This is a genomic window from Streptomyces sp. NPDC039609 (genome assembly GCF_055596705.1).
Window position 1 is genome coordinate 1 of the sequence record NZ_JBVIUJ010000002.1, and the last position, 13,703, is coordinate 13,703.

Annotated in this window: 12 protein-coding genes, 1 rRNA gene and 1 pseudogene; 7 read left to right on the forward strand and 7 right to left on the reverse strand. The window is 70.2% G+C overall.

Going from position 1 to position 13,703, the window contains the following annotated elements:
- The first annotated feature begins 179 nt into the window (after window positions 1–179).
- Window positions 180–296 (forward strand): 5S ribosomal RNA (gene rrf / locus ACZ561_RS05485).
- A gap of 103 nt (window positions 297–399) precedes the next feature.
- Here the strand turns inward: rrf and ACZ561_RS05490 are convergent.
- The 5 genes from ACZ561_RS05490 to ACZ561_RS05510 are packed head-to-tail and all read right to left on the reverse strand — an operon-like array spanning window position 400 to window position 5,828.
- Window positions 400–1,710, reverse strand: a complete 1,311-nt coding sequence (locus ACZ561_RS05490) for a DUF58 domain-containing protein (protein WP_470990105.1) — start codon at window positions 1,708–1,710, stop codon at window positions 400–402.
- Window positions 1,711–1,722: 12 nt separating this feature from the next.
- Window positions 1,723–2,703: an AAA family ATPase gene (locus ACZ561_RS05495; protein WP_470990108.1), complete on the reverse strand. Its 981-nt coding sequence runs from the start codon at window positions 2,701–2,703 to the stop codon at window positions 1,723–1,725.
- Entirely contained in the window at window positions 2,700–3,911 is a 1,212-nt protein-coding gene (locus ACZ561_RS05500) for a DUF4350 domain-containing protein (protein ID WP_470990111.1), read from the reverse strand. The genes ACZ561_RS05495 and ACZ561_RS05500 overlap by 4 nt, the downstream gene beginning before the upstream one ends.
- Entirely contained in the window at window positions 3,908–4,579 is a 672-nt protein-coding gene (locus ACZ561_RS05505) for a DUF4129 domain-containing protein (protein ID WP_470991283.1), read from the reverse strand. Before ACZ561_RS05505 ends, ACZ561_RS05500 begins: the two co-directional genes overlap by 4 nt.
- A 22-nt stretch (window positions 4,580–4,601) precedes the next feature.
- Window positions 4,602–5,828 carry a DUF7847 domain-containing protein gene (locus tag ACZ561_RS05510; RefSeq protein ID WP_470990114.1) on the reverse strand — a complete coding sequence of 409 codons (1,227 nt, stop codon included), beginning with the start codon at window positions 5,826–5,828 and terminating at the stop codon, window positions 4,602–4,604.
- Window positions 5,829–6,240: 412 nt separating this feature from the next.
- Between ACZ561_RS05510 and ACZ561_RS05515 the strand changes: the two genes are divergently transcribed.
- Genes ACZ561_RS05515 through ACZ561_RS05525 form a run of 3 tightly spaced genes read left to right on the forward strand, consistent with a single transcriptional unit; the run spans window position 6,241 to window position 7,642 of the window.
- Entirely contained in the window at window positions 6,241–6,927 is a 687-nt protein-coding gene (locus ACZ561_RS05515; protein ID WP_470990117.1) for a hypothetical protein, read from the forward strand.
- A complete protein-coding gene (locus ACZ561_RS05520) occupies window positions 6,928–7,290 on the forward strand; it encodes a hypothetical protein (RefSeq protein WP_470990120.1) in 363 nt (120 codons plus the stop codon).
- A gap of 46 nt (window positions 7,291–7,336) precedes the next feature.
- Window positions 7,337–7,642, forward strand: coding sequence for a hypothetical protein (locus tag ACZ561_RS05525; RefSeq protein ID WP_470990123.1), 306 nt, complete (start codon window positions 7,337–7,339; stop codon window positions 7,640–7,642).
- Here the strand turns inward: ACZ561_RS05525 and ACZ561_RS05530 are convergent.
- Both ACZ561_RS05530 and ACZ561_RS05535 read right to left on the reverse strand, forming a co-directional pair.
- A complete protein-coding gene (locus tag ACZ561_RS05530; RefSeq protein ID WP_470990126.1) occupies window positions 7,617–7,949 on the reverse strand; it encodes a hypothetical protein in 333 nt (110 codons plus the stop codon). The genes ACZ561_RS05525 and ACZ561_RS05530 overlap by 26 nt on opposite strands.
- Before the next feature lie 607 nt (window positions 7,950–8,556).
- Window positions 8,557–8,813 (reverse strand): annotated as a pseudogene (locus ACZ561_RS05535) (trehalase-like domain-containing protein); the annotation flags it as partial.
- A 319-nt stretch (window positions 8,814–9,132) separates the two neighbouring features.
- Between ACZ561_RS05535 and mtrA the strand changes: the two are divergent.
- Genes mtrA through ACZ561_RS05550 form a run of 3 tightly spaced genes read left to right on the forward strand, consistent with a single transcriptional unit; the run spans window position 9,133 to window position 13,691 of the window.
- The gene (gene mtrA / locus ACZ561_RS05540; protein WP_009333493.1) at window positions 9,133–9,810 is read left to right on the forward strand and encodes a two-component system response regulator MtrA; all 678 of its coding nucleotides are present in this window, start codon (window positions 9,133–9,135) and stop codon (window positions 9,808–9,810) included.
- 1 nt (window position 9,811) lies between these two features.
- Entirely contained in the window at window positions 9,812–11,833 is a 2,022-nt protein-coding gene (mtrB, locus tag ACZ561_RS05545) for an MtrAB system histidine kinase MtrB (protein ID WP_470990129.1), read from the forward strand.
- On the forward strand, window positions 11,823–13,691 hold the full coding sequence (locus tag ACZ561_RS05550) for an LpqB family beta-propeller domain-containing protein (protein WP_470990132.1): 1,869 nt from the start codon (window positions 11,823–11,825) through the stop codon (window positions 13,689–13,691). Before mtrB ends, ACZ561_RS05550 begins: the two co-directional genes overlap by 11 nt.
- Window positions 13,692–13,703: the final 12 nt, after the last annotated feature.

The window sequence follows — 13,703 nt, forward strand, 5'->3', positions numbered from 1 at the left end:
AGGCTCCCAGTAGACGACTGGGTTGATAGGCCGGATGTGGAAGCCCAGTAATGGGTGGAGCTGACCGGTACTAATAGGCCGAGGGCTTGTCCTCAGTTGCTCGCGTCCACTGTGTTAGTTCTGAAGTAACGAACACGCCCCCCACTTGGTCGGGGCGCGGCGGTTCAACTTCATAGTGTTTCGGTGGTCATAGCGTTAGGGAAACGCCCGGTTACATTCCGAACCCGGAAGCTAAGCCTTTCAGCGCCGATGGTACTGCAGGGGGGACCCTGTGGGAGAGTAGGACGCCGCCGAACAATCATTGTGGGAAAGCCCCGCACCTTATGGTGCGGGGCTTTTCTGCGTTCAGGGCCAGTTGAATACGACTGTGGGCTCCCCTCGGGGAGCCCACAGTCGTATTCAGAGGCGGCCGGCTGCCTTCAGTGCGAGGTAGGCGTCTGCCAGTGCTGGTGCGAGATTGTCAGGGGTGGCGTCCACGACCGTGACGCCGTGGCGACGGAGTTGGTCCGCCGTGCGGTGGCGCTGGGCCTGGGCCTGAGTGGCGGCTGCGGCCTCGTAGACGCCGTCGATCGTGCCGCGGCTCGTCGCCATGGCGGCCGTGTGCGGATCGGCGACAGAGGCGATCAGGACCGTGTGGCGCTGAGTCAGCTGAGGGAGGACCGGGAGAAGGCCCTCCTCGATCGGGGCCGCGTCGAGGCTGGTGAGCAGGACGAGGAGCGAGCGGCGCGGGGCTCGGGCCAGCGCGGTGGCGGCCAGGGAGCGGGCGTCCGTCTCCACGAGCTCGGGCTCGAGCGGGGCCAGGGCGTTGACCACGGCCGGCAGGACATCGGCGGCCGAGCGGCCCTGGACCTGGGCGCGCAGACGGCGGTCGTAGGCCAGGAGGTCGACGCGGTCGCCGGCGCGGGAGGCGAGGGCGGTGAGGAGCAGAGCGGCGTCCATCGCGGCGTCGAGGCGCGGGACGTCTCCGACGCGGCCGGCGGAGGTGCGGCCGGTGTCGAGCACGATCAGGATGTGGCGGTCGCGCTCGGGGCGCCAGGTGCGTACGGCGACGGTGTTTTGGCGGGCCGTGGCTCGCCAGTCGATGGAACGGGTGTCGTCACCGGGGACGTACTCGCGAAGACTGTCGAATTCGGTGCCTTCGCCGCGGGTGAGGACGCTGGTGCGGCCGTCGAGTTCGCGGAGGCGGGCAAGACGCGAAGGCAAGTGCTTGCGGCTGGTGAACGGGGGCAGCACGCGGACCGTCCAGGGGACGGTGTGGTTGCCCTGCCGGGCGGCCAGGCCGAGGGGGCCGTAGGAGCGGATGGTGACCCGCTCCGCGTGGCGGTCGCCGCGGCGAGTGGGGCGCAGGGCCGTGGTGATCCGGCGGCGTTCGCCGGCAGGCACGGTGAGCTTCTGGCGGGACGCGGCCTGGTCGGTGCCCGGGAGCCAGCTGCTCGGCGGCCAGGCGTCGCGGAGTTGGGCGCGAAGGCGGCGTCGTGAGGTGTTGGTGACGGTGAGCTGTACTTCTGCGCCGTCACCCAGTCGAACTGTTGTGTCACCGCTTCGGGTGAACTGCAGCGTTCGCACTGGCGCGGCCATCGCGTAGTCGCACAGAATTGCGAGTGAGAGGGGCGCGTTCACCGCGAGCATCCCCGTCCAACTGGGGGCGAGGATGCCCACGGGGAGCGATCCGAGGGCGGCGAGCAGTGCGGTTCGTCCGGTGAGGGCCATGGGGCGCCGTTCTCAGCGGGGTACGGGGACGTGGGCGAGGATCGAGTTGATGACGGAGTCGGGGGTGACGCCCTCCATCTCGGCCTCGGGCCGCAGCTGGATGCGGTGACGCAGGGTGGGCAGGGCCAAGGCCTTCACGTCGTCCGGGGTGACATAGTCCCGGCCGGTGAGCCAGGCCCAGGCGCGGGCGGTGGAGAGCAGGGCGGTGGCACCTCGGGGGGAGACACCGAGGGTGAGCGAGGGGGATTCACGCGTGGCACGACAGATATCGACGACATAGCCGGCGATTTCGGGGGAGACCGAGGTCTTGGCGACGGCGGCTCGGGCGGCCTCGAGTTCGGCGGGGCCGGCGACCGGACGGACACCGGCGGCCTGGAGGTCGCGGGGGTTGAAGCCGTTCGCGTGCCGGGTCAGGACGTTGATCTCGTCCTCGCGGGAGGGTAGCGGGACGGTCAGCTTCAGGAGGAAGCGGTCGAGCTGCGCCTCGGGAAGGGGGTAAGTGCCCTCGTACTCGACGGGGTTCTGGGTCGCGGCGACCAGGAACGGGTCGGGCAGCGGGCGGGGCGTGCCGTCGACGGTGACCTGGCGTTCCTCCATCGCCTCCAGGAGGGAGGACTGCGTCTTCGGAGGCGTGCGGTTGATCTCGTCGGCGAGCAGCAGGTTGGTGAAGACAGGACCGGGCTGGAAGGAGAACTCCGCGGTACGGGCGTCGTAGACCAGGGAACCGGTGACGTCGCTCGGCATCAGGTCGGGGGTGAACTGCACCCGCTTGGTGTCCAGTTCGAGTGTGGCCGCGAGCGCACGGACGAGCAGCGTCTTGGCGACGCCGGGGACTCCTTCGAGGAGGACATGGCCCCGGCAGAGCAGGGCGACGACGAGTCCGGTGACGGCGGGGTCCTGGCCGACCACCGCCTTCGCGATCTCGGCGCGCAGGGCCTCCAGGGAGGCGCGGGCGTCCGAGTTCGTAGCGGTCTCGGGGGTCGGGGCGCTCATGAGGTGCGTACCTCTCTTTCGAGGGCGTCGAGTTGGTCTGCCAGGCGGATGAGAGCGGCGTCGTCGGCGGGAGCCGGGCCGAAGAGAAGGCCCCGCGGGTCTGCGGCGTTCTCCGGGAGTCGGGCGGAGATCGCGGGGAGCAGGGTCTCGGGGGAGTGGGCGTCCTGGGTGGCGACGCCGAGGAGTGGGGCGATCCGGGCGCGGGTCGCGGTGCGTAGTACGACGGCCGCTCGGTCGCGTGCGTTGCCCTTGCGGTAGAGGCGGGCGCGGCCCTCGGTGGCCTCGGAGGCCCGGATGGCGACCGGGAGACGTTCGGTCACGAGTGGGCCGAGGCGTCGGGCTCGCCAGACGGCGGCGAGGGCGGCGGCGAAGGCGAGTTGGAGGGTGCCCCACAGCCAGCCCGAGGGGATGAGCGAAAGGAAGCTTTCGGCGGCGCTGTCGGGGGACTCGCCTTCGGGGTCGCCCTCGGTGGCGGAAGCGTCCGAGAGAGAGGGGAGGTACCAGACGAGATGAGTGCGGGAGCCGAGGAGTTGCAGGGTGAGAGAGGCATTGCCCTGCTTGTCGAGTCGCTCGTTGGAGAGGAAGCCGGCGGAGCCGAGGAGCACGGTGTCGCCGCCACCGGAGGTCGGGATCCTGACCAGGGTGGGCATCCCGTTGCTGAGGTAGCAGGTGTCGGCCGTGTCGATCCCGGTGGTGTAGCGCTCGCCGCCGATGTCGACGCTGCCGGCGCGGACGGCGGCGGGCAGGGAGCACTGGGGTTCACGGGCCGTCACCGATGTGCTGGTGGCGACGGTGACGCCGGGGGCCAGAGTGCCGACGGACGGGTGACTCGCACCGATGAGGACCGTGCGGCCGTGAGACTCCGTCATGGCCTCGTGCAGCTTGGACTGCTGATGCTCGGTCAGCAGGTCCGGAACGGTGACCAGGAGAGTGCTGTCGGATCCGGTGGCGGTGGTGGCCTCGTCGAGGGTGGTGGCCACCTGGACGGTGACGCCCTGGGCCTTGAGGATCTCGGCGACGGCTCGGCTGCCGTTGGGGTCGGCGGAGCGGGGGTCGAGGTGGCCGTGGTGGTCGGAGGACTGCATGGTCGCCAGGACGATGCCGCCGATCAGGATCAGGGCGAGCACGAGGAGTGCCCCGCGGGTCCGGGCCCAGATCTGGCGGGGGGAGAGGGAGGCCGAGGTGGCGCTGGTGCGCGGCCGGCTCATTCGGGTGCCCCCGTGGCTGCGGTGTCGAGGGAGGGCTTGGTCCGCTCCAGGGACACGTCCAGTTCCTCGATGCGGCGGTACGCGGGCTCGTCGGCTGTGCGGCCGCCGTATGTGACGTCGTCGAAGGATCGGGCGGCGGCGCGGAGTTCGTCCGTGTGGGAGGGGAGGGCGCGGCCCGCCTCGGCGGCGGCCTCGTCCGCGGTGCGGCCTGGGCGCGGGTCGAGGAGGGTGCGTTCCTCCAAGGAGCGGACGATCGCCCGCATCCGCTCCTGGACCGCCTGGTTCCAGCGGCCGGCCGAGGCGTGTCGGGCTGCGGCGGTCCGGTGCTGGTCGGCGGTGCGGGGACCGTCATCGAACAGTGAGTCCCCGGTCGTGGGGGTGCGCTGTGGGGTGCCGAGCCGCCACCAGAGGGCGGCGACGAGGGCGAGCACGACCACGACGATCACGAGAAGACCCAGCAGGCCACCGGGGGTTGCCCCGGAAGCCGAGCTGAAGAGGTCGTCGACCCATTCCCAGAAGCGGTCGAGGCCGCGTTCGAGCAGGCTGGGGTCGTTCTCGTGGTACATCGGCTTGGACAGTTCCCGCTCCGCCGCCTCCCGGGCGGGGACGCGGGGTATGTCCAGCGGTACGTCGTCGGCGTCCCGTGTCGGCAGCCGCGCCGTGATCATGCCCCCCGTGATGTGCACCCCGTCAGCTCCCGGTGGCGTGTTCGCCGGGTGCGGGGCCGTAGCCGGGGAGGCCGGCGGCCCGGGCGAGTTCGAGGTCCAGGGCCTCGCGGCGGATGCGCTGGTCCACGTAGAGGAGAACGGTGACGCCGGCGGAGATCGGGTAGGTGATCGCGCTGGTGATGACACCGCCGATGCCGGTGATGATCAGGAACGGCCAGCCGAACTCGGGGGAGTCGCCCGAGATCAGGCCGCTGAAGCCTTCGCCGTCGACGGCGATCGCGAGGATGGCGAAGGGGATGGTGATGATCATCCCCACGATGAAGAGCAGCAGTTGGGTCAGCAGTGTGATGCCGAAGATGCGCCACCAGGCGCCCTGCACGAGTTTGGCGGAGCGTTTCATCGACTGGAGGACGCCCTGGCGCTCCAGCATCAGGGCCGGCGAGGCCAGGCTGAAGCGGATCATCAGCCAGATGACGACGACCACTCCGGCGATGGCGCCGAGGACGATGAGCGCGCCGTCGGTCACCTCGCCGAGGAGGATCCCGGGCAGCATGGCGACGAACACGATGGCCGCGCTCATGACAGGCAGCAGGAGGGTCAGGCCGAGCAGCCGGAGCAGGCGCGGGCGGGCCTCCTGCCAGGCGGCGCTGATCGTGACCGGGCGGCCGAGGACCGCGCGACTGATGACCACGGTGAGAAGCGCGGCGCTCACCAGGGTGGCCATCAGGAGGATGAGGATCGCGGGGATCGAACCGATCAGCGACGTCTGCAGGGAGTCGCCGAGCTGTGCCATGGCCTCGTCGGGGGAGGCGTTCGGATCGATCTCGGGCGGTGTCGGGACCAGGAACCGCTGGACGAGGATGTCGGCGACCTGCGAGATCACGGCGACGGTGACCGTGATGGTCAGGACCGTGCGCCAGTAGGTGCGCATCGTCGACACGGCGCCGTCGAGGATCTCGCCCATGCCCAGGGGGCGCAGGGGGATCACTCCGGGCTTGGCGGCCGGCGGCTTGCCCCAGTTCCCGGGCTGCGGCGGACCGCCCCAGCCCTGGCCAGGCTGAGGTGCGGGGGCCTGGCCGGGGACGGGTGTCGTCGGCGGGGACCACTGTCCGGCGGGCGGCTGGTCCTTGGACCACTGGGGGGCGGAGCCGTTCGCGTCACCGGGCGTTGCGGGCCGGGGAACCCCGGTACCGTCCTGGCCGTCGGAGGGAGCAGATCCGGGCGAGGTCCAGCCCGGAGTGTCGTTCACGGTCGTCCACCTCGAGGAATGGTCGCGGGGTCGGCTCGGCGAGCCGGCACGGTCTCAATGGCCGACCGCCTGTCCGGGCGGCGGGCCGTGAGCCATCGTGCCACGAGGGGCCCGCCGGTGGGCGGGGGCTGGTCTCTCCATTCTCTCCTCCATGGTGGGCGTTCCAGGGGGCAGACCGGGCGGATGCCTGATCAGTACGCACAAACCGCAGCGGTGGCGGGCAGAGCAGGGACGAGTGCTCCGGATCGGACCGGGGTTGTGGAGGGGATGCGTGGCGCCGCATGAAGAAGACCCCTCACCAGCGGGTTTCCGCCGTCGAGGGGGTAGTGACATCCAACACTGACATCAGTCCCGGATTGCTGCCTCCTTGCACCCGTTCGCCCTTGTCAGAGGTGACCGCTATGGTCCGGGCATGCTGCTGCCGCGCCCTGTCGAGGGGGCCGAAGGCCCGTACGACGCGGGGTACCTCCCCCGCGTGGAGATGGGCATGTGTCCGGTCGACGAGCCCATCACTGAGCTCGTCGCCAAACTCGGCGGCGAACCGGTGTGGCTGGGGGAGCCCTGTTGGCCCCTGAACCCCAGAACAGGTGAGCCGCTCGACTTCATCGGGCAGTTCCCGGTGCCCGCGGAGCGTGGCGAAGAGCTTCGCATGGCGTATCGGTTCCTGTCGTACGAGGACTACGAGACCGGCGGCATGGACCCGGAGGACGGGGAAGCAGTGTTGTTGGTCCAGCCCGACGGCCGGATCCCCGGGTTCGCCACCATCGGACCGGCCGGGACGCAGGGGCGGTCGCTGTTCGCGTTCGACGAGGACTACGAGATGGTGCCTGTCGAGTTCCGGATCGAGACGCGACCGGTTCCCGACGAACAGAAGCGCTACCTGGAGCAGGACGGGTGCTTCGATGTCGACAACTACATCGGGGGGAAGGCCGACTACCGGAACTGGGCGGGGGTTGAGGCGCCATGGCGCTTCTTCTTCTCCTTGGCGGATGGCAGCGACACCGGGCCGCCTTACTTCCTCAACTTCGGCTATGGCGCCGGATACGCCTACCTCAGTGCTGATCGCATCGAGGGACGCTTCACCTGGGAGGCGGCCTAGTTGACGAAGGAAGATGCCCGCCGATGGGTGCTCGCTGAGATCGCGCAGATGCGGAACGGCCCCGGCGACGGGTACGAGCTGGGGATTCTGCGTGTGCACGAGCTCCCTTTCGGATGGATTTTCTACTGGGGCGCGGTCGGCGATGAGGGGAGCGGGCGGCGACCTCGGTTCGGAGGCAACGGTCCCTTCCTGGTGGACCGTGAGAACGAACGGCTGATCCGCATGAAGACCGGCATGCCCGTCGCCGGCCAGATCGCGGACTATGAGCGTCGTCTCCGCCGCGAGGCTCATGCCCGAAACGCGGCAGCGAAGCAAGCAGTGCAGCAGCGTCGTACCGCACCCTCTGCAACCGACCCCGCCTGATACCGCCCTCATTTTCCGCGCGTCATTCCGCTGACAGGATCGGCTCATGAACGACCATGTCCGGCCCAACGATCCAACCCCCGAGCAGATCCGCCGAGCGTGGTCGGCAACCGTGTCAGCACTGCCCGTAGGGACCCGCGTCACTGGTCAGGTCGTCGATTGCAGGCCCTTCGGGGTATTCCTGCACATCGACGATGTGCCCCATGCGATCGGCCTGGCGGACATCGGCTCCATGCCACACGGCGCGAGCCTTCCGGCGCTGGGAAGCCAGATCAGTGGCGAGGTCGTCTGGCACGCCGAACACAACCACCAGGTGAGGATCAGACTCAGCGAGTGGATCGATCACGACTGACTCGGTCGGCCTGTGGGCGGGCAGTCCCTCTGCGGCTAGCGGGCAGCAGGTGGCGGAGGCGGGGGGTTGGCCGGGTCTGCCCATCGGTGGCCGTACGGGGGAGGCGTGTCGCCGTGATGAGACCGGCGAGGGCGCCGAACGCGAGGGTGGCCATGGCGACGGCGTAGGCGTTCTGGGTGAGGTTGGCGACCAGGATGGTGCCGACGATGGCGGTGCCGAAGGTGGAGCCGAGGTTGGAGACGCTCCGCGACAGGCCGGAGATCTCGCCTTGCTGATCTTCGGGGAAGGCGGATCGGACTTCGTTCACGGACAGGGTGAGCATGACGCCGAGCCCCAGGCCGTTTCAGCAGCAGGCCGGGGGCGAGCCCATGGGTTCGGTGTGCCGGCGACCAGGGCGAGCAGGACGGCGATGCCGACGATGGCGAGGGCGAACCCGGTGATGATCAGGGTGCGCTGCGGGACGCGTTTGGCGAGGGTTCCGCGGCGAGTGAGGAGGCGGCACTCTGAGGGTGGCCGCGGTGAAGACGACGCCTGTCTCGATGGCGTCGTAGCCACGTACGACCTGGAAGTAGGCGGCGACGGTGAACGAGGTGCCCACGAGCAGCAGCCACTCGGCGTTCTGGGTGACCAGTCCGAGGTTGGATGTGCGGTCTCGGAAGAGGCTGGTGGACAGCAGCGGTTCTCTTCCGGCGCGCTCTTCGCTGCGGATCCAGTGCACGAACCACGCCAGTACGAGGAGACCGGCGCCGGCAGGCCGAGCATCAGGTCCAGGTTGTTGTCGGCGGCGAGGATGCCCATGACGACCAGGACCAGCCCGCCGGCGGACAGGACGGCGCCTCGGACGTCGAGGTGGCGGTCGGGATCGGGCGGTAGGGGGTCGGTGATGGTGCGACTCGGCGCCGATGACTTCTCCGACCTTGCGGGGCCATGAAGCGGGTGATGAGAACGGGCGTGTCGGGCAGGTACAGCCGGCGCACCGTGGTCCGTTCCCCGAGATCAGCGGCGAGACGGCAGTGGCCACCCCGATCGCTGTCGAGCAGCGACGCGAACAGGCTGGGCGAGTCGACCGCGGCGTGCACCACCGGTCCACCGTCCCGTCGGAGGCCACCAGCGCCGCAGTCTGCAGGTCGCCCACCAGTCCATGATCCGCGATCGGAGGGTAGTCGTTCATGGCCTCTCCCGCCGGGAGAGGCCAGGGTGGGCCGCCTTCCATGCTCACCGCCGTCCCCGGTTCACCGCATCTTGGAGCGGGGGAGGCCGCAGAGAGTGAGCTGCTCACTTCTTCTCGTCCTGGGGCATGGGCTGGAGTCCACCGCGCAAGGTACGGTTTTGGGCGACCACATCGGGGGCCACGGGCGTGACATCCATGTCTGACATCAACACCCACAGACACCGGCGGCTAACGGCGCGCAATCACGGACGTCACCGCTGGTCAGTGAGGTATCTCACCAGCCGCCTAGAGACTGATACGGAAATGGGATGATGTCGATATGAAGGGACGCGTTCTTGTCGTCGACGACGACACCGCACTGGCCGAGATGCTCGGCATCGTGCTGCGGGGTGAAGGGTTCGAGCCGTCGTTCGTAGCGGACGGCGACAAGGCGCTTGCCGCATTTCGGGAGGCCAAGCCGGACCTGGTGTTGCTGGACCTCATGCTGCCCGGCAGGGACGGCATCGAGGTGTGCCGGCTCATCAGGGCCGAGTCCGGTGTGCCCATCGTCATGCTCACGGCCAAGAGCGACACCGTCGACGTGGTGGTGGGTCTCGAGTCCGGGGCCGACGACTACATCGTCAAGCCGTTCAAGCCGAAGGAGCTCGTCGCCCGTATCCGGGCGCGGCTGCGGAGGTCGGAGGAGCCCGCGCCCGAGCAGCTCGCCATCGGCGATCTGGTCATCGACGTGGCCGGTCACTCGGTGAAGCGGGACGGGCAGTCCATCGCCCTGACGCCGCTCGAGTTCGATCTGCTCGTCGCGCTGGCCCGTAAGCCGTGGCAGGTGTTCACCCGTGAGGTCCTGCTCGAGCAGGTCTGGGGCTACCGGCACGCGGCCGACACTCGGCTGGTGAACGTGCATGTCCAGCGGTTGCGCTCGAAGGTCGAGAAGGACCCGGAGCGCCCGGAGATCGTGGTCACCGTTCGGGGTGTCGGTTACAAGGCGGGGCCGAGCTGACATGAGCATAGGCAGTACTGCTCCGAAGCCCGGGGAACCGGGAGTCCGGTCGGGGCGGACTGCCGGACCGAGGCGGGGGGGCTCGCGATTCGGCCGTCTGTTCCATGGCGGACGCCTGCTCCAGGACGGCGCACCGGGTGGACCGGTTCTCCGGCTCTTCGCACGCTGGGTACGCCGTCCGTTGCTGCCCGCAGTGCGGCTGTGGCGGCGCAATATCCAGCTGCGGGTCGTCGCGGGCACCCTGCTGATGTCACTCGGTGTGGTACTGCTGCTCGGCCTGGTCGTCATAGGCCAGGTCCGCAACGGACTGCGCGACGCCAAGGAGCAGGCCGCCCAGAGTCAGGCCGCCGGTGGTTTCTCGGCCGCCCAGGACAAGGCCGCGACGACGCCGTACGTGCCCGGTGGGCAGGACGGCGGCCGGGCCGGTGCCTCGCTGACCTGGCGCTCCACGCTGGTCGAGCAGCTCGCCAGTGGTGGCCAGAGCGCGTTCAACGTGGTCGCGCTGTCGCTCGAGGACTCGGACGGGCCCGCGAGCCGGGGCGCCCGTGCCTCCGGCGAGGTCGACCCGGCCACGAGCATCCCCGACGAACTGCGGCTCTCCGTGGGCAAGGGCGCGGGAACCTTCCAGACGTACACCCGGATCCACTACACCAACGGCAAGGACTCCGAGGCCGGGCTCGTCATCGGCAAGCGGCTCAACGACGCCGAGGGCACCCAGTACGAGCTGTACTACCTCTTCCCGCTGACGCACGAGGAGGACTCCCTCGCCCTGGTGAAGGGCACGCTGGCGACCGCCGGGCTGTTCGTGGTCGTGCTGCTCGGCGCCATCGCCTGGCTGGTGGTGCGCCAGGTCGTCACGCCGGTGCGGATGGCCGCGGGGATCGCCGAGCGGCTCTCCGCCGGCCGTCTCCAGGAGCGGATGAAGGTCACCGGCGAGGACGACATCGCCCGGCTCGGTGAGGCCTTCAACAAGATGGCGCAGAGCCTTCAGCTGAAGATCCAGCAGCTGGAGGAGCTCTCGCGGATGCAGCGGCGGTTCGTCTCGGACGTGTCGCACGAGCTGCGTACCCCGCTGACGACGGTACGGATGGCGGCGGACGTCATCCACGAGGCGCGGGTCGACTTCGACCCCGTCACCGCGCGCTCCGCCGAGCTCCTCGGCGACCAGCTCGACCGTTTCGAGTCGCTGCTCGCCGATCTGCTGGAGATCAGCCGTTTCGACGCGGGAGCGGCGGCGCTGGAGGCCGAGCCGATAGACCTGCGCCAGGTCGTCCGGCGGGTCATCGGCGGCGCGGAGCCGCTCGCCGAGCGCAAGGGCGGCCGGATCGTGGTCGTCGGCGACGAGCAGCCGGTCGTGGCCGAGGCGGACGCCCGCCGGGTCGAGCGGGTGCTGCGCAATCTGGTCGTCAACGCCGTCGAGCACGGCGAGGGCCGGGACGTGATCGTCCGGCTGGCCGCCGCGGGCGGCGCCGTCGCCGTGGCCGTACGGGACTACGGCGTGGGTCTGAAGCCGGGCGAGGCGACCCGCGTCTTCAACCGGTTCTGGCGAGCGGACCCGGCACGCGCGCGTACCACCGGTGGTACGGGCCTGGGCCTGTCGATCGCGGTGGAGGACGCGCGGCTGCACGGCGGCTGGCTCCAGGCGTGGGGCGAGCCCGGTGGCGGCTCGCAGTTCCGGCTCACCCTGCCGAGGACGGCGGACGAGCCCCTGCGCGGATCCCCGATCCCGCTGGAGCCTGAGGACTCGCGGCGCAATCGTGAGCAGGCGGCGGCCGAGGCGGCCGCCGGGCGGGGGCAGGAGAGCGGGGCGCGCCGGGTGAACCTGCCGGTACAGCCCGCGAGAGACCGTCCGGCGCTGCCGGTGCCACCGCGGCTGCCGACGGTGCCGCGGGCCACGGTGGATCCGACGGCTCTGCCGGGCAATGGTGCGAGGGTGGTCGCACGGACGGCGTCCGAGGCCGACAGCGGTGAGGCGATGGCGTCGGCGAACGCCGAGGGGGAGGACCGAACAGGTGAGCGCTGACTCTCGAGGGCAGCGGTCGTCCGGTGCCGTGCGGGCAGGCGTGCTGTTCGCCTGCGGCGGCATGCTGGCGACCGGCTGCGCGACGATGCCCGACAGCGGGGACGTACGGAGTGTGAAGGCGTCCAATCCGGGCGACTCGCAGGTCCGGGTGTACGCCGTGCAGCCGAGGGAGAACGCGGAGCCCGACGAGATCGTCGACGGCTTCCTTGAGGCCATGACCAGCGACGATCCCGGTTTCGCCACGGCCCGGAAGTATCTGACGAAGGAGGCCGCGCGGACCTGGAAGCCTGGGCAGAGCATCACCGTGCTCACCACGGCGCCGGACCGTGAGCAGGCCGACCGGATCGCGGACCCGGAGAGCCAGGGGCGGTCGTATCCGATCCGCGGCCGGCAGATCGCCACGGTGGACGCGCGGCACGCGTACCAGCCGATGAGCCCTGCCGAGTACAAGGACTTCATCCACGTGGTGCAGCAGCCCTCCGCGGACGGCAAGGGCAAGGAGTGGCGCATCGACCACCTGCCGCCGGGTCTTGTGCTCAGCGAGGCCGACTTCCAGCGCAACTACCGCTCCGTCAACAAGTACTACTTCGCCTCGGGGCAGGAGTGGGTCGTCGCCGACCCGGTGTACATCCGGCAGCGGCAGGACCCGGTGACCCGGATGGATCCGGTGACCCAGACCGTCAAGGCGCTGCTCGAGGGCCCGACGAACTGGCTGAAGCCGGCGGTGGATTCGCGCTTTCCCTCCGGTACGGAGCTGAAGGAGGGCGTCACCTCGCTGACGACGGACGACCAGTCCACGCTGAAGGTGCCGCTCAACGCCAAGGCCGACCGGGTGGGCGGGGAAGTGTGTCGGCGGATGGCGGCTCAGTTGCTGTTCACGCTCGGCGATCTGACGTCCGTACGGGTCGAGCAGGTGGAGCTGCAGCGGGGATCCGACGGCGGGCGGCTGTGTGTGCTGTCGAAGGCGCAGGCGGAGGAGTTCGCCCCGGTGCACGACTCGGGCAGGGCGGAGAACCCGTTCTTCGTCGATGAGCACGGCATGGTGAAGACGCTGCCGGTCGGCGGCCAGGAGGACGCGGAGGCGGACGCGACGCTCGGGCCCTTCGGCAAGGGCGCGATGCCGCTGCGGTCGGTCGCGGTGGACCGTGAGGAGAGCCGGGCGGCCGGGGTCGGCAAGGACGGGCGGGAGCTGCGCGTGGCGTCGATCCTCTCCGACGACGAGCTGCCTCCCGCCCTGGTGTCGAGCGGTGCGGTCCGGCCCGAGGACCGGTTGTCCGCGCCGAGCTGGGACGGTCGGGGTGACCTGTGGGTGGCGGACCGCGACCCGGTGAAGCCGCGCCTGTGGATGGTTCCGGGTGGTGACGGGGAGCCCGTCGAGGTCCGGGCACCCTGGCTCGCGGACGGAGCCCGGGTCGAGTCGCTGCGGGTCTCCGCGGACGGCGTGCGGATCGCTCTGCTGCTCAAGGAGAAGGAAGGCCGCACCACCCTGAAGATCGGCCGGGTGGAGCGGGAGGGGAGCGGGACGCAGCAGACCGTGTCGGTCGTGGATCTGCAGCCCGTCGCGCCGCGGATGGAGAACGTCACCGCCGTGTCCTGGGCCGGTCCCAGCAGGCTTGTCGTGGTCGGCAAGGAGGCGGGCGGAGTCCAGCAGATCCGCTACATCCAGACGGACGGCGCGACCTCGACGGCCTCCGTGCTGCCGGGCCTGAACGGGGTGACGGCCGTCGCCGCGCCGAACGACGAGCGCGCTCCGGTGGTCGCCGACTCGGGTAACGACGGCATCGTGCGTCTCATGCCGGGCGCGAACTGGCAGCGGATGGTCAAGGTCGCGGGCTCCGCGCCGGTCTATCCGGGCTAGTTGCCGAAGGGC

Excerpts from the sequence above, each read along its gene's own strand:
- ACZ561_RS05490 (WP_470990105.1), bottom strand. The coding sequence starts at position 1,710 with ATGGCCCTCACCGGACGAACCGCACTGCTCGCCGCCCTCGGATCGCTC.
- ACZ561_RS05495 (WP_470990108.1), bottom strand. The coding sequence starts at position 2,703 with ATGAGCGCCCCGACCCCCGAGACCGCTACGAACTCGGACGCCCGCGCC.
- ACZ561_RS05500 (WP_470990111.1), bottom strand. The coding sequence starts at position 3,911 with ATGAGCCGGCCGCGCACCAGCGCCACCTCGGCCTCCCTCTCCCCCCGC.
- ACZ561_RS05505 (WP_470991283.1), bottom strand. The coding sequence starts at position 4,579 with ATGATCACGGCGCGGCTGCCGACACGGGACGCCGACGACGTACCGCTG.
- ACZ561_RS05515 (WP_470990117.1), top strand. The coding sequence starts at position 6,241 with ATGCTGCTGCCGCGCCCTGTCGAGGGGGCCGAAGGCCCGTACGACGCG.
- ACZ561_RS05525 (WP_470990123.1), top strand. The coding sequence starts at position 7,337 with ATGAACGACCATGTCCGGCCCAACGATCCAACCCCCGAGCAGATCCGC.
- mtrA (WP_009333493.1), top strand. The coding sequence starts at position 9,133 with ATGAAGGGACGCGTTCTTGTCGTCGACGACGACACCGCACTGGCCGAG.
- mtrB (WP_470990129.1), top strand. The coding sequence starts at position 9,812 with ATGAGCATAGGCAGTACTGCTCCGAAGCCCGGGGAACCGGGAGTCCGG.